We start from the raw sequence: 22,001 nt of genomic DNA, 5'->3' as shown, positions 1-22,001 counted from the left end.
GCACACCGTGGTGATGTGGAGATCAGCGTGTGAGGGCATTCAGGACCACACCGGAAACGGGAGAAGGAAACGGTGAAGTAAGACTTGAGTGCGGCTGTTCTCCTCATCATCAGCACAGACATGAATCGCCACGCCACCTCGTTATCAGTGCGATCCACCGAATCAGATGGCTGGCGACTGATTCTGCTGCTGGCGATGCCGGTCGCGGCCGTCGCCTTCTGCCTTGGCGCCATTCTGGACCCCCTGAGTGGCCAGGGGACGGCCTTTGACCGCCCCGCGTATCCCGCGCTGACGATGGGCTTGCTGCTACTGGAACTGATCCTGTGGCGCAGCCCAAAAAGTACGGGCGTGGTGGTCACCACCCTGGTGCTGTGCTGGCCCCAAAAGGTTGGACGGTTTCGCGTCGAGACTCGACTCAGCTCAAGGGGACAACATCGGCTTTCCCGGCTCACCCAGGGGACGGGCCGACGGCCACATTTGCGGTGTTGTTTCCGCAAAGGGGGCGGCAGCCCGTCCCCTGGCCTGCTCAGCAACCTCGTCTGGGATCCGGTAGCTGAGTGACAAGTGGGGTCTGCGGACATTGTAGAACGCCCGCCAATCGTCCAGCAGTACCTGGGCGTGTTTGGCGGAGTAAAACACCTCTTGATTGAGACCTTCTGCGCGCAGACGGGCATGGAAGCTCTCGGCAAAGCCGCTGAAGCCACGGTTTTCCTGGGAGGGTGTTTCGGGTTCCAATGTCCTGTACGGCGAGCCAGATCCCGAGATCACGGCAGTAAAATCTGAGCCGTTGTCGCTGCGAAAAAAGGCTGGGGAGCCACGCTTTGAGGAGCAAACCCCCATCCCGAACTGAGCCTCCACCAAATCCTTGACAGATCACCAAGTGTGAGGCTTCGCTTGGGCTGCGCCCCCTGTCTTTATGCGACCTCACGCCTGTCATTTTTGGTTTTTTATCCTGACGGTATGCCCAGTTATGTCCTGGTCCAAGAGCTTCCCACCACAGCACAGCTCGACGCAGTGGTGGAGGCCATCATTCAGGCTGGCTTTCAGGATGTCGTTGCGACGTACGGGCCGACCCCCCATCCCGTGTCCGGCACCGGACTGACGGTGGTGCTCAACCACCCTGACCCCGAGCGGATGGTCCAGGCCAGAAAGTGCTGGGTGGACGAGCTAGCCCGGCTGGGCTTTCACGCCACCATGGCCTGAAGGCCTGGCCCTACTTGGAGCGCAGGAAACCGAAGGCGGCTCCCAGGGCGATACCCAGCCCGATGCCCACGGCGAGATCCCCCAGGGCCACGCCCAGGGCGGCCCCCACGGCGATTCCAAGGGCGATGCTGGCGGCAAGTGTCGGTCTGTTCTTCATGCCTCACCCTAACAAAGCGGTGACAGCGAACGATTCAGGCTGCGGGTGAGACGCCAGAGGATTTTTTCTCGTTGCTCAGAGTCTGCGTGCGCCGCAGGGCCAGCTCGATCATGGCCTGCGCGGACGCCTCATCCTCCGTAGCCTCAACGAACTCGCTCCAATCGGTGAGTTGGCCGTCGAACTTCAGGCTATAGCGCACCTGGACGCCGACGCGCGGCTCGAACTTCGAGGTGGCGGGAAGATTGGTGCGTTCCCGGATGATCTCGATGTCGTGACCCAGGTATGAGAACCGTCGGATCGGCGTTTTGACCATGCCGTCAGTGTAACCAGTAGTGTCTTCTCTGCCCCTTACCCGGCCACCGGTTGATCAGACAACTCGGCTCGGCTCAGAATGAGGGAGCTGACCCGCCCATGCCACACCGATTACGGCGACAGAAACTGTCTTTGCTGCCTCTCACCTTGCCGATATTGATGTAAATATCCATTCCTGCTGCTAGACTGGCGCTATGACCCAGCAAGCCATCCAGGCGGTTTCAACCCTGATCAACACGCTGCCCGAAGGCGTCTCTGCCGTGCGTTTTTACCGGGAGTATCAGGCGGCTTTGCGGACGGGCGAGATCGTGGCTGTTCCCGTTGCCGACTCCTTCACCATCGGTTGCCGAAAATGCAAGGACGATCTGGTGAGGACCGATCTTTCCTTTGACCGGTGGTATGACAAGACGGTGCGTTCACTGGCATTACACCGGGCCAGACAGGGGGTGGTGGCCCATGCCGAAGATGTGACGAGCGGCGCAGTGGACTTTGACCGGGTGGCCGCACAGTACCGTGAGCAGCTCCAGGCACGGGTGGCGGCGCGAACCGCTGTCAAGCGTCCCAAGGTCCGGCAAACGCGGTCCAAGCCCAAGCTGAACGACGCCGGATCTGAGAGAATGGCCGCGCCGCCTCAGCCCCGTCAAGGCTCTGAGCAAGGTGCAGTTGACCCAGGAGCAACCTCTACTGGCGAAGACTGATGTTGATCTAAACCATCCGCAGAATCGGTGGCTCAGGCGGCGCGCAGTGGCGTGGTGAGGCACGGGTCAACGGTTCTTTGGCAGGGCGACAGGGCATGCTGGGAACGCCTCCGCTTGGGCGCGGAAGGCGCGAACGCCAGAGCTTTGGCCCAGACCTCGTAGGCGTGAACGATGACGTTGAAGGGGGGCCACGACGGTCCCGCCACCGGCGGGAGGCCGCCCGTTGGGGTGGCTGGGCGTCTTGCTTGAGGAGCGGGCGGCCAACGGTCCTGCCAAGACCGTTTTTGAAGGTGGGTGTGGGGTGCTGGCGTGTTGAGGTGCGTAAGGCAGGATAAGGGTCCGATTCCGCCTGTTCATTTTCCGTTTGCTGGCAGGTCTTTTTCCAGAATCTGGTTGCTGTCAACAGATTCTGTGTTCGGGAGCTGCACAAGTGCCTCTTCAGCTATAGATATTTACGCTAATATCTGTAAAAAGGAGGCGCGATGAAGGAAGTGACAGAGAAAATTCAAGTGCGGGTGTCAGGAGAGGTGGCCAGCTTCCTGCGGGCCAAAGCCGCAGAGTCCGGCATGCCGCTGACCGAGTTGGGCGGGGCCTTGCTGTCCTACGCCGCCCAGGCGGAGGCGAACGAGGCGGGTGAAGCCCTAGTGCTGCCCACGGTCCGGCAAGTGGTCAGACAGGAGTTGCAACAGTTTTTAGAGCGCACCTTCGACTTCCAGGTCAGAACCTACATGGAAGCCGGCACCGCGCGCCGCATGGTGCAGGCGGCCATGCACTACGAGACGCCGATGTCCGTGGAACGCATCAAGGCCATCGAGAAAAAACAGTGGAGCCAGACCTGGGCCGCCAGCCACAAACACGTTGACGAGCTGACCACGCTGAACGAGGTGTACCGCCAGAGCGCGGGCCTGCACGCCGACAAACAACAAAGGCTCACGGGCGCTGACGAACAGGGCCTGGAATGACGCCCATGGGGTACACGGACATAGACGATGTGCTGGGCAGCCGCAAGGCGCGGGGCAGCCGGAACGTTCAGCCGCCCACGGCCGGGCGGAGCCAACGATCCAAACTTCAAACCGTCGTCAAAGCCCGCTACCGCACGCTTCCCACCACAGGCGCGAATCCAGGCCGGGGCCGGGCCAGCGCCGTCCTGCGAAACATTGATTATTTCACCACCCGCCCGGACCACGAACACGCCCACCGCATCAGCCGTGACCTGGTCATGCCGGAAGGCCGCGTCAACCTCCAGGCCCACCCGGAGCAGCGGCAGGCCCTGTTCGAGCGGTTGGCGGCGGACCGGTCAAAATACCTCTACCACATCGTTCTCAGCAGCGGTGACCGGAGCATGTCTGAAAAGGACACCGAACGCTGGGCCACAGCGGTGCTTCACGCCCAGGGCGTCAGCCGCTACTACCTGGCGGTGCATGCCGGCCACACCGGACACACCGAACATCCGCACGCCCATGTCGTCCTGCCCAGGGACACCCGCCTCACCCGTGAGGACTTCTTTGCCCTGCGGAAGACGGGTGATCTGGAGCAGCAGTTCCACAGTCGGCTCTACCGCCACTTGGAGGAGAGCTGGAAAGAAAGGTTCGCAGATCAAACCACTTCATCTGGCGGAACGCCACGCGGCGTCGAGGAGAGCGAGTCATCCGACCAGAAAAAGACCATCGACATTCAATTCGGTTGATCAGGAGGTCCATCCATGCGTTTGCAAACCATGTATGTGGACATGCGCCCCATGCTCACCAAATGGCTGGGGATCGTCTCCACCGTCCTGTTCTCGCTGCTGATCCTGCTGAGCTTGCAGCCGGACCTGAGCCGGGCCGCCGCAACGGTGAAGCGGGCCTATGAACAGAGTCACCAGGGCGGCTCATTCAGCTTCGGCTACCTGGACCACTGCTTTCGCTCCAGCGGGTGCCTGCAAACCTTTCTCGTGACCTGGAGCGCCCCGCTGCCGATCAAGGCCCTGCTCCTGGGCGGGCTGCTGTTCGGCGTCCTCAGCGCCCTGCTCGGTTTGATCTGGCGGCCTGAAGTGGTGGCGATGCGCGACACCCGCGTCAACGCGGCGAAAGTCGAGGCGGCCAAGCTTCACTCGCCCACCCCACCCCGGCGCGCCCTGTGAGGGTCAACTACGCGAAGTTCATGCTGCGCTACCTGCTCGCCCTGCTGGTGGTCAGCGCGTCGCTGGCGCTGTTCATGCTGGGCCTGTGGCCGATGGCCCTGGCCTCACTGTTGGCCGGGTTCTGGTTCGTCTACAACTTCAAAGACACGGTGGCCGAGCGCCGGTACGACGGCCACTTCGCCCGGCCCGCCGAACTGGACACCCTCACGCATCATCCCCTGGAAGGAGACGGAGTGCTGATCGGGTCCGCCTACCGCACCCTGCTGGCGGTGCGGCCCGGCTCGGCGGGCAAGAAGGAACTGGGCCATTTCATGTGGTTTGGTCCCAACCGCAGCGGCAAAGGCCTGAGCATCACCTCCAACCTGCTGCAATGGCGGGGCAGCGCCCTCGTCGTGGACATCAAGGGCGAGATCAGCGAGGCAACGGCGGGCTACCGGCAGGACGTGCTGGGGCAAAAAGTCATCATCCTCAATCCCAGCAGCTTCGAGCGCAGCCACCGCTTTGACCCCTTCGCGGAAATGGAAACCGACGAGCAGATTTTCAGCGCGGCCACCGCCTTCATGTCGCCGGATCAGGATGGCGAGAACGCCGTGTTCGCGCAGCGGGCCGCTGCCGCGCTGGCCGCCATCATCAAGGCCGCCAAGGTGAATGGCTGGCCGGTGATTCCCACCCTGGACGAACTGCTGTACGACGCCGAGGGCCTGAAAGGCGCGGCCCTGAAGCTGCACAAGCTGGGCGATCGGATGGTCAGCAAGTGGCTGACCGCCTTCCTGTCCAAAGCGCCCGACAAGATGGACTGGGCGGCAGCGGAAAATGACCGCTTTCTCAAAAACAGCTGGCAGCGCCTCGTCACGGCGGCCCAGTACCTCACCACCGACGGTGTGATCCATATGACCAGTGCCAGCGATTTCCGCGCCAGGGAGTTGATGGACCGCCCGGTGACGGTGTACCTGGTCTTCCGGGAGTCGGAGCTCGATCTGACCCTTCCGCTGTTCAATCTTGTGGTGGATTCGGTGATTCGGACCATGCTCCGCACCTACGACCTGAATGTGCCGCACTATTCGCAGCACGGCGTCAAAACCCTGGGCATCTTCGACGAGGCCTACCGGGCGACGCCCCACAACATGCCCGACTACAGCGCCACCGTGTCAGGCCGTGGTATTTACCTGTGCATGTACGTGCAGAGCCTCGCACAGCTCGGCGAGCGCTGGGGCAGGGGAGGGAAAACCACTCTGCTGGACAACATCCACACCAAGATCTTCCTGCCATCCGTGGACCGCAACGAGGCGGACAAGGAAAGCACCGCCGCCTTCGTGTCCAACAGTTGTGGGCAGTACATGGTGGAAGACCGCAGCCTGAACAAGCAGGAACACGCGCATGAACTGTCGAGCGGCGTCCGGTTGACGACACGGGAGCTAATCACCGCCGCCGAGTTCGGCCAGCTCAAGCCTACCCACAGCGTCATCCTGACCAACGAGCTGCCGCCGATCTTCGCGCACCGCCTGGAGCCGTGGCGGTTCAAGAGCTTTGTGGTGGCCCAGGCCTTTCCCCTGCCAGAGATCGACGTTCTGGGTGACCTGGAAACGCCGGAAAGGGCTGAGGTGGCGGCCGAGGCTCCGCCAGTTACGCGGGTCAGCCGCGCCGCGCTGGAGCCGCAAGCAGCTCAGGTGACACCCTCTGTTGCGGCGGATCAGGCGGCCACCACCCCCCAGACGGCTGATCTTGATGGAGCCGCCGCCTCCGGAAAGTCGTCCGCAGGCGTGGGGGAGCGACACGAAGAAGAGCCGCTGATCGGCTTCTAGGGTCTGGTGGCTGGATTGGATCTCTGAGGAGCGGGGTGGTTCTGCTCTTATAGGTATTTATGTTAATATCGATATATGCGGCGAACACAGGTCTGGGGAATCTCGGCAGGTTTATTGCTGTTCGGAACCGTCTTCGCACAGCAGCAGGGAACAGTGAATTCCGGCGTGGGCCGTACCTTCAGGGTTGCCGACCTAACCGGCGACAAGTTGGGGAGGATGGTTGCCAGCACCGAGTTCCAGGTGAGCTTGACGTTGCCCGCCGAGGTGCAGAATGTGGGGGTCAATGCCGCCAAGCAAAGCGTCCTGATCCCCACGGTGGACGAGTCAGACGGACGGGTCATCTACCTCGACGTTCTTAAAGCCGGTGGCTTTGCCACGCTGAATATTCGTCTGGTGAACCGGGGCCAACCCACCATCCTCAAGCTCACGGTGGAACTGAGCAATAAAACGGGTGGGGTGCTGTCATACACCGTTCGGGACGATCAAACTGCTGCTGCCCCCAGCAAACCGGCCCCCGCTCCTCTGCCCAGGCCCCCAACCGCTCCAGTCAAGACGTCCACGCCTCCAGGCGTCAGCAAGGCCCAGGCCGTCCCCAACGTGCTGCCCGTGCCTGCTCCGGCCAGCCGCCCAACCGCTCGCCCACCTGTGCCTGCGCCTCTGGCCGCCCCTGTGTTGAGTTCAGCCACGGGGAGTCCCCTGCGGATCGACCTGATCAAGGACCAGGCCGCCAGCACCCCCACCACCGACTTCTACACCTACACCGTGCGGTTGGTGGGGCAAGTGGAAAACCTCAAATTCATTCTGTTGCCCAAGACCTTGATCCGTGCGGGGGGAGGATTCGATTCGGGGGCGGTCCAAGTTGAGCCGAATCGGCCCGCTCTCGTAACGGCCACTGGTCTTCGTGGCCGGATCTCGATTGATCGCCGGACGATGAACGCCAAAACTAGCATCCTGCTCTTTACCTTCTCACCGGTAGAGCCACGAACCCAGAAGGTGCTGGCGAACCGCTATGTCGGCGTCATGGTCAAGCGATGAGGATCTGGCTGCTCCTTTTCGCTGCGCTCTGCACCTCAGCCCCCGCAGGTGCCAGCGATGCTCCGGTGTACCGCCACCGCAACAACATTTACAGTCAGACGTCGCTCACGCCGGTGCCGCACGCCCGCTTTCTCAACGTGGACGCCTTTCAGAAGTTCAAGCAGTGTCAGGCCAAGGGCAAGGGCAAGGAGAGCAGCGGGTGCGGAACATATGAGTTCACCGCACCTTACAGCCTGGACAGCGAAACCGTACGGGTGGGTCAGGCGTTGAGAACGGCGTGGCAACGGCTGGAGGACCGCTACTACTGGCGGGCGCTGGTCCGGCTGAACAATCCCCTGATGAACCTGACCCACTGCGCCCTGGACTGGTCCGGCGGGGACCACCAGGCGCAGGCCCCCGCCGTCGTGTTGAACACGGACAACGGCATGTTCCCCGCCCGGCTCGTCGGGAAAATCCCGTCGCAGCCACCGGATGACCGCCTGAAGATGGACCGTTACAGCCTGCTGCCCACCGTTGCCAACGGCGATTATTGCGGGAAGCTGGCCCCGGACCCGTCCCTGATATATCTCCCCGGCACCTGCATCTGGATCGGTAGCAGCAAGCTCTTTTGCATCGAGGGGGACAAACCGAGCCTGAACCCGCTGGCCCCGGCCCCCCTGGGCTTCCGCTTTGACCTCGCGGACGCACGAATCCAAAAGGCCACCGGGGAAGCTCAGACGGAGTACGCGGCAGATTACCTGCGGGATGTGGTCCAGGCGCTGGCCCCCAACGGCAAGTTTTCGCCGCTGCCGTGGTCCGGTCTGAACGACGCCATCGTTGCGCCAGTCATGAAGCTGCAACCCGATCTGACCTTCCTCCAGAGCAAAGCCCAGGAGGCGGGCCAGGCGCTGGGCGGCGTGTTTAGGGCCACGGCCTACGCCTACTACTTGCAGGGGCTGAGCGGGCCGTCTGCGGCGTTGCGGGTCCATACGCTGCCCATCAACAAGGACGTGCTGGGGACACCAAATCCCCCCGGCGTCTGGAAACTGGAGGAGTTCAAGCGGCGCTTTCCCCTCAACAATCCGGCCATGTACGAGCGCTTCGGGTACACCACCCTCTTCGAGGCATGGAATGAGGTCAGGCCGCGTCTGTTGCCCGAGGAGGCCAGCGCTAAACCGCTGCGGCAGATGATTTATCTGGCCGTGGGCAACAACGTCTTCCTCCCGTCCCCGTTCCCGGTCCCCACCCCTGCTCCCATGCTGATCCCGAAGTACAGCCCCGGTTTGCCCTATGCAGGTCCACAGACCCGGTTCGCGTGGGTGAGCGTGGCCGAGGGCTACGAGGTGCCGCGCGTGAAGGGCCAACCCACCGCCGATTATCGGGTGGTCACCCGATGAAGAGGAGGGGTGCAATTCTCCTTCTCGTTCTGGCGACCACCTCCGCCCAGCAGCCCAAATTTGAAACCACCACCGATCTGAACGCGGTGCTGGGCCTGATGAAGGGCCAGGTGGATTTATATGGGGACAGGTTTGGGACGGTGGCCTTTGAGCGCGGCATCCTGACCCTGGTCCAGTCCAAAGCCATCATCGTCCGGGTGCTGACGAACCCGGCCAGCGCCCCAAATATGCGCCCATTGAAGAACGTGGGGGCCAGGGTGTTCACCCTGCCCAGCCGGTTCACCGGGGGAATGGTGATCGTCCGGGGGAAGGCCGTGATCATTCCGACGGGAAATGGCTTCAATGTCCTCAAAACTGCTACTGAAGTGGGGCAGATTCAGGGCTTAATGGAGCAGTATTGGGCGGGTGCGAAGCCGTATTAGATAGGTTCCCAAGAGTGGGCCGGGCGGCCATGTCCCAGTACGCTGCCAACCATGCACCTCGGTGACCTCACCCCACGGAGCTGGCCGAGTCTCTGGCCTGGATGTATAAAGCGAACTGTAGCGACGCCGAGGACGCCCCCAGCCTAGCTGTACTTTGGGGATATTCAAGGACCGCTGAATAAAGCCGTGCAGGCGCGGCATTGTCGGCATTGGGGTGGCAGGGGCAAGTCCCCTGCCACCTCTGCGCGAATGGCGGGAACCGTATCGCCGCGAAGGTCGTCGGGCTGGGTCAGTCGGAGGCACTGAAGAAAGTTCAACGCGACCATACACAGCACGGCGTGATGGTGCAAACCTTGCCAAGACCGCCCCTCGAAGTGGTCCAGGCCGACTTCTTCCTTGAGTTCCCGGTGGGTGAGTTCACACGCCCAGCGTCGTTTGGTCACTTCAATCAGCCGGAAAAATGGTGTCTCTGGGGGGAGATTGCAGGTGTAATATTTGCGTTCCTCTCCTCGACGTTGTTCCCCGATCACCCAAGCACCTTGACCGGGGAGATGCTGACCCTGGGCGTTCTCATCCCCGTCCGCCAGCCGGACGTAGACGGCGGCAAAGCGGCCAGACAACGGACTTTTGGTGCCGTGTCGCCAGACGAGGTGCTGCCAAGCAGCACCACTGAGAACCTCCTCGACCGTCTGGCGGTCGTGTGACGTGGTGGGATATTTGGGCCGTCTTCCCCGGAAGTGCTTGGGAATAGGGATCAAGCGGACATCCTTGGGGTAGACCGTCTGGGTCCGGGTGATGCCGACAGACCACAGCAAGCCTCGTTGGGTCAGCGCATGACGGAATTGGGCGTTCACGCCGTATCCCGCGTCTGCCAACACCATACCGAAGGTGACGTGTTCGCTCACTCGGCCCAATTCCTTCAAGGCCAGTTCCCACTTGGTCTGGGGCAGTTGATGTTCCTCTGGAACACCAGCTGCCCTCAAGCGGGCCGGATCACGGGTCCATTCCTGTGGCAGGAAGAGCCGTAAAGCGACTGGCACGGGAATTTCATGTTGGGCCAGGGTGAGGGAAACGAGACATTGACAGGGAGTAATCTTGCCGACCTGTCCGGAATACTGACGAGCGACACCGACCGATTTAGTGCCAAACTTCGTCAAGCACGTGTCGTCAATGATTAACACAGCGTCCTTGCCCCCCAGCATCTCCTCAGCCCGCTGTGCCAGCAGGGTTTCTAAGGGACCGGCTGACCAGGGACTGTCGGTGATGAAGTGCTGGATGTGGTCTTCCTTTCCCGGTGCCACGACAGCCGCCAGGGGTTGCATGCTTTTTCGGTGAGCCGCACTACATAGTCCTCGCACATACAGCGGTGCCCAGGTGCGCTGGGCACGGTGACGAAAGTGCGTCAGGAAGGGCGCAAACCAGGTGGGAAAGTGGCGGGTCCAGGGGGGCAGAGAACGTGGCATAGCAAGGAGACCAGCATCCCTGATGTGGCCTCCACGTCTCCACCTCCCGCCCTGAATATCCCCAAAGTACAGCTAGGGCAGCGCACCGAGCTGGCGGACTATCTCGGCTGCCCCGAGGAGGCCACGGCCAGCGCGTGGGAGGCGTGCGCTGCGGAGCCCAACCCCGCCGACTGGGGCGCCGCGGAAGACTGGTTGGACGTGGAATTTATTGCACCCTGCCCCGATGGAAGAGCCGTCTGAATTTAACGTCCCGGCCCACCCCGGCGCTTATGCCGGTACATCGCACCATCCGCCCGCGACAGCCAGGTGCCTGCCGTTTCCCCGGCCCGCCAGCGGGTCGCCCCCACGCTGGCCGCCGCCCCCGGGTAGCGCGCCTGCACGTCCTGGGTCACCTGATCGACCATGGCCGCCCCTGCCGGACCGCCGTCCGGCAACAGCAGTGCGAACTCATCCCCACTGATGCGGTAGACCTGCCCCCCCAGCCCCGCCTCCCTGGCAAAGCCCTGAGCGAAGCGGCGCAGCAGGTCATCGCCCGCCGCGTGGCCCAGGCGGTCATTGACCGCCTTGAGACCGTCCACGTCCACCACCGCCAGGTGGCCCGCCCACGCCCCCATCACCGCCGCTTCCAGATCGCGCTCCAGCGCGCGGCGGTTGGGCAGCCCGGTCAACGCGTCGCGGTGGGCCAGTTCATGCAGGGCCTCCGCTCGTCCCTCGGCGTGGGCCGCCCGGTCCCGGAAGGTACTGAACAGATGCAGGACGGTGATCAGTGCCCCATGGGCCACCAGCAGGGTGACGGGGAGGGTCACGCCGTCGAAGACTTCGGTCTGGCCCAGCGTGCGCCAGGTGTGCGGCAGTGCGGTGAGGATCAGGAAGGTTAGAGTGCCCGCTGCCGTGCGCGCCGCGATCAGGGGGGGCAGCTGTATGAACAGCGAGACGTAGACGGTGGTGAGGTGCAGCAGCACGGCCAGGCGGACCATGGCGGTGGCCGGGTGGCCCGGCAGCAGGTACAGCGCCGTGACCCAGGCCAACAACAGTACTGCGGCATAGACTCGCGCGGCGTGCGCGAGCAGGGGCTCACGTATGGAACGCGGCCCGGCCAGGGCCAGGCTGCTGTAGGCCATGACGAAGGCCAGAATGCCCACGTAGGGCGGCGCCGCGAGGCGCAGGGCGAGTAGGATGACCAGCCCGGCGGACGCGGCGAACAGCGGGATCCAGCGCAGCAGGCGATCCGGCTCGAAGGCGAGCAGCTGGGCCCACGGGTGATGAGGGGGGGCGGGGGGCGGTGGACGGGGTGGAAGGGACATGGAGGAGGCACCTCGGCGGGAAAGGGGGGGAAGAGCCTCAACCGTGCGCGTTGCACCTGGACGAAGACTGCATCAGAGGGTAGATATTGTTGGCTTGGGGAAACCTTACACGTGGGTTCCTGACGCTGCCTTAGTCGCAGCTGAAGGTGGATTCAGCCGTGTGGACCAGGGACCGACAACATGGGCAGAGAGGAACGTCCCCTGGTGGGGGTGTGCCGGGAGGACTCCCCCCAGCGGCAGCGCCGGACGTGGCCGAGCGGCCCGTGTGCAAGAGCTACGCCGAGCTAGCCACCGAGCGGGCCGAGCGCAAGGCTAAGAGCAAGGCGCACCATCGCCCCGCCAGAAAGGCCGCGCCGCCCACCGCAGAAGCCACGGAGGGTGAGGACTGCCCCACTGGTCCCGCTGTGTGGTTGCTGGACGCCTTGCGGGTCTACGAGGAGCAAGAGGCGCAGGCGAAGGCGGAGCGGGCCAAGGTCTTCGTGAAAGAGCGGGTGCAGCGTCAGCCGTTGCCACGCCTAGAGGAACTGCTGGACCTCGAACCCTTTCGCCCCAAACGGGGCCGGGGAGCCGGGACGGCGGGAGCCAGGGCGCTGGCCGTGCGGCTGTACGAGCTGAGCCGCATCTTCCTGGCCGCCCGCCTGTACCTGTACGGCAAGGACGGTCAGCCCCCAAAGCAGGTGGTGATGCACCTATGCGCCGAGCTGCTGGCCCGGTCCCTGGGCATCTGTGACAACACCCTGCGTGAATGGACTGCCCAGCTCCAGGCCGCCGGCTATCTGTACGCCCGTGCGCACTTCACCACCGCCACTCTGGACGGCCAGCAGGTCACGGCCATCGATGGGATGCTGTACGCCGTGCGCTTGGCCCCTGGCCACACCGCCCGTCTGAAATACCGCGACTACAAACGCCAGTACCGGAATCTGGATATGGATCGGGCCGCAGGCCGCACCGCCCATAACGCGATCCAGAACGCCGCAAAGCGATTTGAGGAAGCCCAGATTGCAGCGTGCGTCGTGGACGACGAAAATTTTATTGAGGGGTCACCAGATCCCATAGGGCAGATGCAGGCGGAACTACTCGAACAGCTCCGCCGCTGGGCCGTTATTCCCGGCAACATCACGACCCAAAACCCGTTAAAACCTGACCCCGCACTAATCGACGCGGACGAGGCCGAACGACTCCTGAACGGCGTACAGGACGTGGTTTTCTTACTGCTCACCCTGCTTGAAGCGCACAAGTCAAAGCGGGCGGCGCTGGTGGGCATCATGGGCGCGGCCCTGGCACGGGATTTGAAGGACACCCACAGCCGGTTGTACTACTGCAAAGTGATCTGGCAGGCCTGGCAAGCGGAGATTGAGGGGCGCGATGGATTGCAGACCCTGGCCGCAGAATTGCAGCGCCTGGAGGTGGACCGACGAGAGTGGAAGGGCCTCAGACGCCCAGCGGCGTTGCTGGCTGCCCGACTTCGCGCGGCGTGACCTTCGGCACAGATAACGCTACGAGAGTCACGTAGTGCGCAATTTCATGATTTAAGCAGGGATTCTTCCTACCCCGTTTACAGCTTAAGCCAGGGTAGTTGTAACCGCTCCCTGCCGATAAAAAGATAGATGATGTGGCTAGATATCGTCTCGCCCACAGTTTAGGCCGTCGTTGCAGTGGCCGGTCGACGGCCCCGCAAATAATTACGCCATTTGGCGTAAGTCTCAAGTTTTGCCCTTCTGAAAAATAGCTTATCGTAAGGTCATCAACTTCGGAACGGCAGGAGCGGCGCACATACTCCTGGGGAGGGTTAGCATGGGGATGACTCGACGGCAAGCCGTAAAGCAGATCATCAGTGGCGGTGTAGCTACCGCAGGCGTAGCGCTCCTGCCCGCTGCGAGAGCGCAACAGGCCATCCCGCCCACCCTCACCGTGATTGAAGCACCCGACCTCTCGCCCTACGACCCGAATCTTATAAAACTCATCTGGTCAAAGGATCCAGAACCACGATACATTTCGCCCAGTGGGCACATGCCCCTTGGTTTCGTTGAAGGTTCCCGACGCGTGCTAGAAGATCACTCCGAAGGCACGTTCAGCAAAGACCCACCGGCTAAGATGAGGGCTATCGAGCTGGTCGGTCAGGAGCAGCGCGAATACGTGGCACTGGAAAACGGTCAGGTTGTAAACGCATTCAGCGTACCCGTGATCGTGACGCGCCTAGCCCACTTCCAGTTGGTAATTGCTTTGGGCTTCCCCCAGGATGCTAGCGATCAGGAAAAGCAAGGGTGGGATGCGCTGATTCAGGAATACCAAACAATCGCCTCCGTCGCTCCCGATAACAAGATGCCGACGCTGGCGGAAATCGTGCTACCTGGGGCTCAACGGGCGGGCCTGGACCCTGCGCGGGTTGTGGTGGTCATACGCTTGGATGTGGTTGCTTTCGGTACTCCCAAAGTCCGCAACGACCCATATGAGCAGACCGAATCCATCTTCTCTGGGAAAACTAAACCTAACGACAAGATTGCCCGCATCAAAGCCAACGGAACCACCGAGATGGTCCCTCTCGGAAATGAACTTGTCCGTCGCCATCTGAGCTATCGGCTGATCTCCCACACACCACTGGACCAACCCCCATCCCCCACTCCGGCGAGTTCGCCGATGGTGCAGAGCACCGAGAATAAAATCCCCATTGATCAAGTTGCGGATAAGGTGGCCCGAGAGTATGCCAAAGGCGTCAGCTGCGAGATCGACTTCTCTCAAGGGGCTACCAGAGAAGTGATGACGCTGCTACGCTACCCGGAATTTAAGGTGGAGTGGGAGCGCGTCACCATTACCATTCGGGTTCGCTGGCGATTTATCCGCTTCAGTGTCTCCATCACGGTGCTCTGGCCCCGCGTGTATACGCGTCTCAGTGACCTAATCCTAATCGCTTGGACACGCTGGCCACGCGGTGTAGTGACTGCTGCGGCCCAACGGGTTGTCGAGGGTTGCATCATCAAGGCCGCATTAATCGGCGGTGTGGTGGGTGTGGTGATGAGTAATCCCGCTGCCGCGTGGACTGCATTCAGTGGGGCATTCGAGAACTGCCTGAAGGAAAAGGCGTTCGAGTACGTTAAATGTCTTATTCCCGGCATCGCTGTAGAACGCGTGGGCGGCAAATGGACATGAACCGATGTCTCTTCTTGCGCGAGGTTCGTCATATAGCGTGCGTAATGAAAGAGCGAACTGGCTGCTCTGATATGTTTTGGCGAATGCTCAGTATGTGATTGCTCTTTTGTGTTTTCAACAGTTGATTTGGGTCTTTCCTGAATGATATAGGAAATTCTGATCTTATTATTTATCCGTTTAGAGGTGCAATTATCTTTAGGTGCCATCTGAATTAATTGACTTGCCGTACCATGCCAGGATGCTCTTTCGCTATACTTCTTACTGTCAGACCGAATCATGGAGACTAGAGATGACTGGATATGAATACGATGCAAGGAACCCAGAGTGGGATGCCGAAGTTAAACGCAATTGTCACTGGGAACTTGATGATTCGATTCTTCGACTGGTGGGACTATGTCCGCGATGCCATAACGAAATGAATTACACAGTAGAAGCATTATATGCAGTCGGATATGATAAACCAGTACTCATTCCCAAGACTATCGCGATATGTCGAACTAATAAGCCGATCACTGATCGTGGACAAGGCATAATTGGTTGTGGCGCAGTATTCGACATCACCGGTCTAGCAATGCCTAAAGACACAGAAGGCGAAATAAAGACCGAGTCGGAACATGGCTAACTCTTTTAAACGGCTTTGGGGTTTGAATATGCCGAGAAGCCAGGCAGTTAGTGACCCTATTGCTTGGCGTGCTTTGGCTGTAAAAGCTAAAGAAAGTCAATTAACGGAAATGCGCGATCTGGCAACGAAATGGGCTAGTAGCCTCACACTATTAACTACTGTGCTAGCTATAGGCGGACTCACAATTAGCCCAGAAGCGTTAAGTATGACCTTGCCGGTCTGGCATAACCTGGGCATATGGATACTTGCGTTGATCATAGTATTTTTTGCAGCCGCCTCCTTTTTCGCCATATGGGCATCCCAGGGACATCCTATACAGACTACTGATGATCCTAACGAATACGCTGCTTTTTATAACCGAGTAGTTAGTGCTACAGTAGCACGGCTAGCAGTTTCCAGATGGTTGAGTTTTATCTCTTTGTTGCTCATTCTGATATTTGGGTGGATCGTCCTATTTACTCCTATTGATATCTCATTTAATAAATGGAATGCTAAACCTCTAACAGAGGAAGAGGCGGAGACCCCTCGTTTCTCAGTTGTACGTACTGCGGATGGTCCAGTGTATTGTGGTGTTCTGAGTTATCAAAAAGATGGGCAGGCGGTTTTAACCCCCATTTCGGAGACGGCTGAACCTATTGTGCTAACGAAAGTGACTGATATTCAAGAGACTTCAAAATGCGAATAAGATCGATATCGGTCATTTGTTGGCTACAGACTCAGCAAAATATTGAAACACTTCTGCGCGCTATGCATCGGCGGCAGTCCTCAAATACTGGTAGACCGTTTCCCGGCTGATGCCAAAGGCCTTGGCTAGGCTGGCCTTCGATTCGCCCCCTTCGGCGCGCTGCCGCAGATCGCTCGCCTGGGCGGCGCTCAGGGCCTTCTTGCGTCCCTGGTACACCCCGGCTTTCTTCGCTGCCGTGATGCCTTCACGCTGCCGCTCACGGATCAGGGCGCGCTCGAACTCGGCAAAGGCCCCCATCACACTTAGGAGCAGCTTGGACATCGCCGAATCTTCCCCAGTGAAGGTCAGCCCCTCCTTGACGAACTCGACATGCACACCTTTCTCCGTCAAGTCGTTGACCAGCGCCCGGAGATCGTCAAGGTTGCGGGCTAGGCGGTCCATGCTGTGAACCACCAAGGTGTCTCCGTCGCGGGCATGGCTCAGTAGGGCCGTCAACTGGGGACGGTGGGCAGTCCCACCGCTGACCTTGTCGGTGAAAACCTTGTCGAAGTTCAGGCCATCCAGTTGGCGGACTGTGTTCTGGTCCTCAGCCGAGACGCGGGTGTAGCCAAGGCGGTGCCCTCTGTTGGGGTTTTTTATGGAGGCTCCTGTCAGGTTAGGGTCTAGACCCCGGCAGACTACTGTCAGACAATATCTAAGACAACCCTATTCTGACGCTTTTTGACCCTCAACCTGACGTCAGGGTGGGGTATACCCTAAGTTGACAAGATTTCGCTTATTGGTGCTTAGGAAGAGAATCGGTTAGTTCGGACCGCAAGGTTACCAGCTGTAGCACACTGCTAGGCTCAACCATGCTCTATGTCATCAGGCGATCTTCGCCTTACATTTCGAGGAAATTGCGCCTGAAATCCTAAGGCACAGAGGTACCCGCATGACCCTACCTTCACTACACTGAAGATTCAACGCCATCTGGTTTTCCGCACAACCTTATATAATGTATCAAGCCGATAGAGTGTAGGGTTAATAGTATTACCCGATCACTTCATCAGACAGTTAAATACCGAGAACATAGATTCATCTACTTGGTTCAGTGCAAGTAGATATTTATTCCCCTTATAATCCACTCTATAAACAGACATCGGTGGTATATCACCAAGTAATTTTACTTTTGCAATACCGGAAACTTGTTTAACGACTTCGTTCTTCTTTTTGATTTGTTCCCTACCGTAAAGTTGATATAAGACTAGCTCGGCCTTACCACGTGAGCATGAACCACTTTGATGCAGAGCATCCCAAGATGCATCCATGCCAGGAGCTACCATGTCAATTGCCTGCGGTAGATTTTTATAGGTAGAAAGACTTCCACTGCCCTTCCATTCCACCGGGTAGATGGTTGATTTCGCTGCGATAGAGGTAGAGGCCAAAGAAAACAGAAGAATTATTCTCAAATATTTCATAGTCTATCCTCACAGTAGGAACATTCATCAAGTTATCGAAAGATCTTGGGCTAACGGAGGGCGATGACGTAACTCACCGTTTAGAGCACGAAAAGATATGCAAATTTTAGATACATGTGACTGAGATGTGAAATATAGCTCATAGTCTCACTAGAGTCAAATATTCATGTGTCAATTTCCGCCAGCACTTCCGCCCGGAACTCCGCATTCCCCACATATCGTAGGATCAACGCCTCTAGCACGTCCTCCATGCGGACCTTGTGGCCCTGCTCCTGCAGCTCTAGGAGCTGTCGTTTAAGGGCGTAGCGCACACTGGGGCGGATACGCGTGCTGAAAGTCTCGCGCTTTTCGGATGTGGGCTTTTCTGGCTCAAGAGGGGCAGCGGTCTTCGGCTCGGTGGGAATCGTTTCCTTCTCCTCTTCCCGCGAGGCGCGCAGGTTCTTGAGGCCGTCGCGCAAACTCACAGCTTCCCCCCCGTCATGGCCACGATCTCTCCAGTGACACGCCCATATTCAGCCCAAAGTCCTTTGGCGAGGGAATTGCCCCGTACATCACGTACCAGCACGCCGCCATTATTCGCATCCCGGAACGCCTCGGACAACCGCACTGTCTGGGCCAGGGCAGGAATCCCAGCGTCTTCCAAAGCGGCCCGCGCTTCAGTCAATTTGCGTTCGCTGCCGGGACGCACCATCGTCAACAGCGCTGCGTAGCGGTCATTCGGGATTCCAGCGCTGCGCAGCACCTCCACAGTCTGGGCCATGCCGTCCATGCCGCCGAGGTCCGGCGTGCTGGGCAAGATCAGCGCCGCGCAGGACTCGGCCAGATCGATCAGATCCACATCTTCCAGGCCGCCGCGCGAGTCGATCACTACGGCGTCGTACTTGCCCGCCTGACTGAGAGAGGCCATGCCGCCCACGGTAAAGGGCAGCGCGCCGCCTCGGCCCCAGGCGGTAGCGGTGCGAATGCGGTCACCGTCGGCCAGCAGAACGGTGCACCCAGCCTGGGTCAGATGCGCGGCGATGTGGACGGCCGACGTGGTCTTGCCCACGCCGCCCTTAAGACTGGCCAGGGCTAGGACGAGCGGCCTGTTCTGGGATCGAGTCATGCCGTCAGCGTACCTGCCATAAAGCTTTCTGACAAGAAAGTCAGACTGACAGAAAGTCAGATTGTCAGAAAGTTTCTTATCTTGCTGAGCGTCAACCAGAGGAATCTTCCTCGAGCTGTGCTCACGCAACAAACTGCCTCGCATGGTTCCCCCTGTGTCAGAAAGAGGAGGTGTCGCCATTTTCTGGCAAGATGACAAGAAAGATAGTCAGTTTGTCAGAAAATGAAATGGCCAAGAGCGGGCATGCCGACCACCTTAAGGCCAGAAAGCTCCACACATTTGCAGGGAATGATGTTCAGTACAGGCTAAACTTGGGCTGGACCCATGGACAAAAAGAAACTCTCCGAGCGCGACATCTGCACCAAGTTCATCACGCCCGCCGTCGAGCGCGCCGGGTGGGACATTCTGACGCAGGTGCGCGAGGAGTTGTACCTGACCAAGGGACGTATTCAGGTCAGTGGGCAGCTGCACACCAGGGGAACGCCCAAGCGGGCCGACTACGTGCTGTTCTACAAACCGAACATTCCCATTGCCGTGATCGAGGCCAAGGACAACAAACACTCTGTCGGCGCAGGGCTGCCGCAGGGGCTGGGGTACGGCGAGATCCTGGAAGTGCCGTTTGTGTTCAGCTCCAACGGCGACGCCTTCCTGTTCCGCAACAACCTGAAGTCCGAGGGCGTGCTGGAAAAAGAGATCGCCCTGGACGAGTTCCCCAGCCCGGAGCAGCTGTGGCAATGGTGGGAAGAAGCAAAGGGCCTCACGCCGGAACAGGCCCGGCTGGTCACGCAGGACTACTTCAACGACGGCACGGACAAGACCCCGCGCTACTACCAGCTGCTGGCCATCAACAAGACCGTCGAGGCCATCGCCCAGGGTCAGCAGCGCCTCCTGCTCGTGATGGCGACGGGCACAGGCAAGACCCTGACGGCTTTCCAGATCATCTGGCGGCTGTGGCGCGCCGGGGCGAAAAAGCGGATCCTGTTTCTGGCGGACCGCAACATCCTGGTGGACCAGACCATGACGAACGACTTCAAGCCGTTCGGCGGGGCCATGACCAAAATCCGCAATCGCCGGATTGACAAGGCCTTCGAGATCTACCTGTCGCTGTACCAGGCGGTCAGTGGCAACGAGGAGGAGCGCAACGCCTACAAGCAGTTCTCCCCGGATTTCTTCGACCTGATTGTGGTGGACGAGTGTCACCGGGGCAGCGCCGCCGAGGACTCGAACTGGCGGGAGATTCTGGAGTATTTCTCGGAGGCGACCCAGATCGGCCTGACGGCCACCCCCAAAGAAACCGAGACCGTCTCGAACACCGACTACTTCGGGCCGCCCATCTACACCTACTCCCTCAAACAGGGCATTGACGACGGCTTCCTCGCCCCCTACAAGGTGGTGCGCTTCGACTTCGACAGGGACCTGAGCGGCTGGACCCCGCAGGCGGGCCAGCGCGACCGCTACGGCCACGAGATCGATCAGCGCGAGTACAACGCGCGCGATTTCGACCGTTCCCTGGTGCTGTCCAGACGCACCGAACTGGTGGCCGCCAAGGTATCCGAGTTCCTGCGAGAGACGGACCCTATGGGCAAGACCATCGTGTTCTGCGAGAACCAAGAACACGCCGAGCGGATGCGTTCGGCCCTGGTCAACCTGAACCCGGAACAGGTGGACAAAAACCAACGGTACGTGGTGAGAATCACGAGTGACGTGCCCGACGCTCAGGACAATCTGGACGACTTCATCTCGCCGCGCCTTCCTTACCCGGTGATCGCCACGACCTCTAAGCTGATGAGCACGGGCGTCGACGCCCAGACCTGCAAGGTGATCGTGCTCGACCAGCGTATTCAATCCATGACCGAGTTTAAGCAGATCATCGGGCGCGGCACACGCGTCAACGAGGACCACGACAAGTTCTACTTCACCATCCTGGATTTCAAGGGAGCCACCGAGCTGTTCCGCGACCCCGATTTCGACGGCGACCCGGTGCAGGTGTACCAGCCGGGACCGGGGGAATCGCCCGTGCCCCCGGCCGACACAGACGGCGCAGCCTCCAGGGAAGACGGGTGGGACGCTGGAACGGGAGACGACGTGACCACCGCCACCAGGAAGTTCTACGTCGACGGGGTGGAGGTCAGCGTGGCCGCGCGGAGGGAGATCTACTTCGACGCCCAGGGGAGGCCCATCACCGAGTCGCTGAAGGACTACAGCCGCCGCACCCTGACCCGCGAGTTTGCCTCGCTGGAAGACTTTCTCCGCCGCTGGGACGACGCTGAGCGCAAGCAGACCATCATCGAGGAGCTGAGGCGCGAGGGCGTCCACTTCGAGGCGCTGGCGCACGAGCTGGGCCTGGGAGCCCATCACGACCCCTTCGACGTGATCGCGCACCTGGTGTGGGGCCGCCCGCCGCTGACCCGTCGGGAACGGGCCGCCCGGGTCAAGAAGCGGGACGCCTTCACCCGCTACGGCGAGACGGCGCGGGCCGTTCTGGACCAGCTGCTCGACAAGTACGCCGATCAGGGCGTGGGGCAGCTCGAAGACCGCGAGGTGCTGAAGCTGCCGGATTTCCGGCCCTTCGGCACACCGCTGGAAATCGCCCGCGCCTTCGGCGGCAAGACCGAGTACGAGCAGGCCATCCGGGCGCTGGAGGATGAGCTGTACAGCGCTTCCTAACCCTGGGTTTCCCCCAGCGGAGCCACAATCGCCTGCCCGCCTTCCAGCGGCTCCAGCACGAGCTTGGCGCGGTAACCCATACGGAGGGCCGCGCTCCCGACCGTGCTCATATACAGGTTGGCGTCCTGGGCTTCCATCTGCGACACGCGCCCCGGCGAGACGCCCCATGCCTGGGCCGCCTGCCTGACCGTCAGATGCTGTTCCTGACGGACTTTCTTGAATGCGGCCCCGGCACTCCCGACCACCAGCGCGGCGACCAGTTCGTCGGGCGTCATGGACGGCGCGGTCAGCCCCCGCGCTTCCAGCCCGCCTCCGTCGATGACCTCCTGGCCCTCCAGGGCATTGAAGGCCTGCAGAAGCTCCTCGTCCGGCAGGGTGTCCAGGCCGAGTTGTTGCTGCCATTCCTGGGCGGTCTTGCTCATGC

At 60.5% G+C, this 22,001-nt stretch carries 24 protein-coding genes and 1 pseudogene; 15 read left to right on the top strand and 10 right to left on the bottom strand.

Going from position 1 to position 22,001, the window contains the following annotated elements; translation table 11 throughout:
* Window positions 1-120: 120 nt before the first annotated feature.
* On the top strand, window positions 121-561 hold the full coding sequence (locus FHR04_RS21430) for a hypothetical protein (RefSeq protein WP_249039105.1): 441 nt from the start codon (window positions 121-123) through the stop codon (window positions 559-561).
* Window positions 562-600: 39 nt separating this feature from the next.
* Here the strand turns inward: FHR04_RS21430 and FHR04_RS21680 are convergent.
* Window positions 601-840, bottom strand: a pseudogene (locus FHR04_RS21680) (IS3-like element ISBcen23 family transposase); the annotation flags it as partial.
* A gap of 120 nt (window positions 841-960) precedes the next feature.
* Between FHR04_RS21680 and FHR04_RS12515 the strand changes: the two are divergent.
* Entirely contained in the window at window positions 961-1,203 is a 243-nt protein-coding gene (locus FHR04_RS12515) for a hypothetical protein (protein WP_139403742.1), read from the top strand.
* A gap of 10 nt (window positions 1,204-1,213) precedes the next feature.
* On the opposite strand, the gene FHR04_RS21010 is transcribed toward FHR04_RS12515, so the two are convergent.
* Both FHR04_RS21010 and FHR04_RS12510 read right to left on the bottom strand, forming a co-directional pair.
* Window positions 1,214-1,360: a glycine zipper domain-containing protein gene (locus FHR04_RS21010; RefSeq protein WP_170213946.1), complete on the bottom strand. Its 147-nt coding sequence runs from the start codon at window positions 1,358-1,360 to the stop codon at window positions 1,214-1,216.
* 34 nt (window positions 1,361-1,394) lie between these two features.
* Complete coding sequence (locus FHR04_RS12510) at window positions 1,395-1,673, bottom strand: hypothetical protein (protein WP_139403741.1); 279 nt, start codon at window positions 1,671-1,673, stop codon at window positions 1,395-1,397.
* Window positions 1,674-1,866: 193 nt separating this feature from the next.
* Here FHR04_RS12510 and FHR04_RS12505 point away from each other — a divergent pair, with 193 nt between their 5' ends.
* The 8 genes from FHR04_RS12505 to FHR04_RS12470 all read left to right on the top strand — a co-directional run bounded on the left by FHR04_RS12505 (window position 1,867) and on the right by FHR04_RS12470 (window position 9,127).
* The gene (locus FHR04_RS12505) at window positions 1,867-2,370 is read left to right on the top strand and encodes a hypothetical protein (protein ID WP_139403740.1); all 504 of its coding nucleotides are present in this window, start codon (window positions 1,867-1,869) and stop codon (window positions 2,368-2,370) included.
* Between the two features lie 482 nt (window positions 2,371-2,852).
* A complete protein-coding gene (locus FHR04_RS12500) occupies window positions 2,853-3,332 on the top strand; it encodes a hypothetical protein (protein ID WP_139403739.1) in 480 nt (159 codons plus the stop codon).
* A 5-nt stretch (window positions 3,333-3,337) separates the two neighbouring features.
* Complete coding sequence (locus tag FHR04_RS12495; RefSeq protein WP_139403738.1) at window positions 3,338-4,057, top strand: hypothetical protein; 720 nt, start codon at window positions 3,338-3,340, stop codon at window positions 4,055-4,057.
* Between the two features lie 15 nt (window positions 4,058-4,072).
* Complete coding sequence (locus tag FHR04_RS12490; protein ID WP_139403737.1) at window positions 4,073-4,492, top strand: hypothetical protein; 420 nt, start codon at window positions 4,073-4,075, stop codon at window positions 4,490-4,492.
* Complete coding sequence (locus FHR04_RS12485; protein ID WP_139403736.1) at window positions 4,489-6,294, top strand: type IV secretory system conjugative DNA transfer family protein; 1,806 nt, start codon at window positions 4,489-4,491, stop codon at window positions 6,292-6,294. Before FHR04_RS12490 ends, FHR04_RS12485 begins: the two co-directional genes overlap by 4 nt.
* A gap of 216 nt (window positions 6,295-6,510) precedes the next feature.
* Window positions 6,511-7,329 (top strand): hypothetical protein, encoded by an 819-nt coding sequence (locus FHR04_RS12480; protein ID WP_139403735.1) that lies wholly within the window; start codon window positions 6,511-6,513, stop codon window positions 7,327-7,329.
* A gap of 65 nt (window positions 7,330-7,394) precedes the next feature.
* Entirely contained in the window at window positions 7,395-8,705 is a 1,311-nt protein-coding gene (locus tag FHR04_RS12475) for a hypothetical protein (protein ID WP_139403734.1), read from the top strand.
* Window positions 8,702-9,127 carry a hypothetical protein gene (locus FHR04_RS12470; protein WP_139403733.1) on the top strand — a complete coding sequence of 142 codons (426 nt, stop codon included), beginning with the start codon at window positions 8,702-8,704 and terminating at the stop codon, window positions 9,125-9,127. The genes FHR04_RS12475 and FHR04_RS12470 overlap by 4 nt, the downstream gene beginning before the upstream one ends.
* A gap of 164 nt (window positions 9,128-9,291) precedes the next feature.
* Here FHR04_RS12470 and FHR04_RS12465 read toward each other — a convergent pair whose 3' ends face one another.
* The gene (locus FHR04_RS12465; protein ID WP_081994891.1) at window positions 9,292-10,590 is read right to left on the bottom strand and encodes an IS701 family transposase; all 1,299 of its coding nucleotides are present in this window, start codon (window positions 10,588-10,590) and stop codon (window positions 9,292-9,294) included.
* Between the two features lie 242 nt (window positions 10,591-10,832).
* The gene (locus FHR04_RS12460) at window positions 10,833-11,894 is read right to left on the bottom strand and encodes a GGDEF domain-containing protein (RefSeq protein ID WP_221265482.1); all 1,062 of its coding nucleotides are present in this window, start codon (window positions 11,892-11,894) and stop codon (window positions 10,833-10,835) included.
* A 212-nt stretch (window positions 11,895-12,106) separates the two neighbouring features.
* Between FHR04_RS12460 and FHR04_RS12455 the strand changes: the two genes are divergently transcribed.
* The 4 genes from FHR04_RS12455 to FHR04_RS12440 all read left to right on the top strand — a co-directional run bounded on the left by FHR04_RS12455 (window position 12,107) and on the right by FHR04_RS12440 (window position 16,348).
* Window positions 12,107-13,372, top strand: coding sequence for a hypothetical protein (locus FHR04_RS12455; RefSeq protein ID WP_139403732.1), 1,266 nt, complete (start codon window positions 12,107-12,109; stop codon window positions 13,370-13,372).
* Window positions 13,373-13,688: 316 nt separating this feature from the next.
* A complete protein-coding gene (locus FHR04_RS12450) occupies window positions 13,689-15,041 on the top strand; it encodes a hypothetical protein (protein ID WP_139403731.1) in 1,353 nt (450 codons plus the stop codon).
* Window positions 15,042-15,330: 289 nt separating this feature from the next.
* Entirely contained in the window at window positions 15,331-15,663 is a 333-nt protein-coding gene (locus FHR04_RS12445) for a hypothetical protein (RefSeq protein WP_139403730.1), read from the top strand.
* The gene (locus tag FHR04_RS12440; protein ID WP_139403729.1) at window positions 15,656-16,348 is read left to right on the top strand and encodes a hypothetical protein; all 693 of its coding nucleotides are present in this window, start codon (window positions 15,656-15,658) and stop codon (window positions 16,346-16,348) included. The genes FHR04_RS12445 and FHR04_RS12440 overlap by 8 nt, the downstream gene beginning before the upstream one ends.
* Before the next feature lie 60 nt (window positions 16,349-16,408).
* Here FHR04_RS12440 and FHR04_RS12435 read toward each other — a convergent pair whose 3' ends face one another.
* The 4 genes from FHR04_RS12435 to FHR04_RS12420 all read right to left on the bottom strand — a co-directional run bounded on the left by FHR04_RS12435 (window position 16,409) and on the right by FHR04_RS12420 (window position 18,910).
* On the bottom strand, window positions 16,409-16,987 hold the full coding sequence (locus tag FHR04_RS12435) for a recombinase family protein (protein WP_139403728.1): 579 nt from the start codon (window positions 16,985-16,987) through the stop codon (window positions 16,409-16,411).
* 398 nt (window positions 16,988-17,385) lie between these two features.
* The gene (locus tag FHR04_RS12430) at window positions 17,386-17,805 is read right to left on the bottom strand and encodes a hypothetical protein (RefSeq protein ID WP_139403727.1); all 420 of its coding nucleotides are present in this window, start codon (window positions 17,803-17,805) and stop codon (window positions 17,386-17,388) included.
* A gap of 164 nt (window positions 17,806-17,969) precedes the next feature.
* Entirely contained in the window at window positions 17,970-18,269 is a 300-nt protein-coding gene (locus FHR04_RS12425; RefSeq protein ID WP_139403726.1) for a hypothetical protein, read from the bottom strand.
* On the bottom strand, window positions 18,266-18,910 hold the full coding sequence (locus tag FHR04_RS12420) for a ParA family protein (protein ID WP_139403725.1): 645 nt from the start codon (window positions 18,908-18,910) through the stop codon (window positions 18,266-18,268). Before FHR04_RS12420 ends, FHR04_RS12425 begins: the two co-directional genes overlap by 4 nt.
* A gap of 324 nt (window positions 18,911-19,234) precedes the next feature.
* Between FHR04_RS12420 and hsdR the strand changes: the two genes are divergently transcribed.
* Window positions 19,235-21,577, top strand: coding sequence for an EcoAI/FtnUII family type I restriction enzme subunit R (gene hsdR, locus FHR04_RS12415; RefSeq protein ID WP_139403724.1), 2,343 nt, complete (start codon window positions 19,235-19,237; stop codon window positions 21,575-21,577).
* Here hsdR and FHR04_RS12410 read toward each other — a convergent pair.
* Window positions 21,574-21,999: a helix-turn-helix domain-containing protein gene (locus tag FHR04_RS12410; RefSeq protein WP_139403723.1), complete on the bottom strand. Its 426-nt coding sequence runs from the start codon at window positions 21,997-21,999 to the stop codon at window positions 21,574-21,576. The two genes, hsdR and FHR04_RS12410, sit on opposite strands and share 4 nt — an antisense overlap.
* Between the last annotated feature and the right edge of the window lie 2 nt (window positions 22,000-22,001).

Origin of the sequence: Deinococcus radiopugnans ATCC 19172 (assembly GCF_006335125.1) — a bacterium.
In the GTDB taxonomy this organism is placed as follows: domain Bacteria; phylum Deinococcota; class Deinococci; order Deinococcales; family Deinococcaceae; genus Deinococcus; species Deinococcus radiopugnans.
This window is presented reverse-complemented; position numbering and strand designations above follow the sequence as displayed.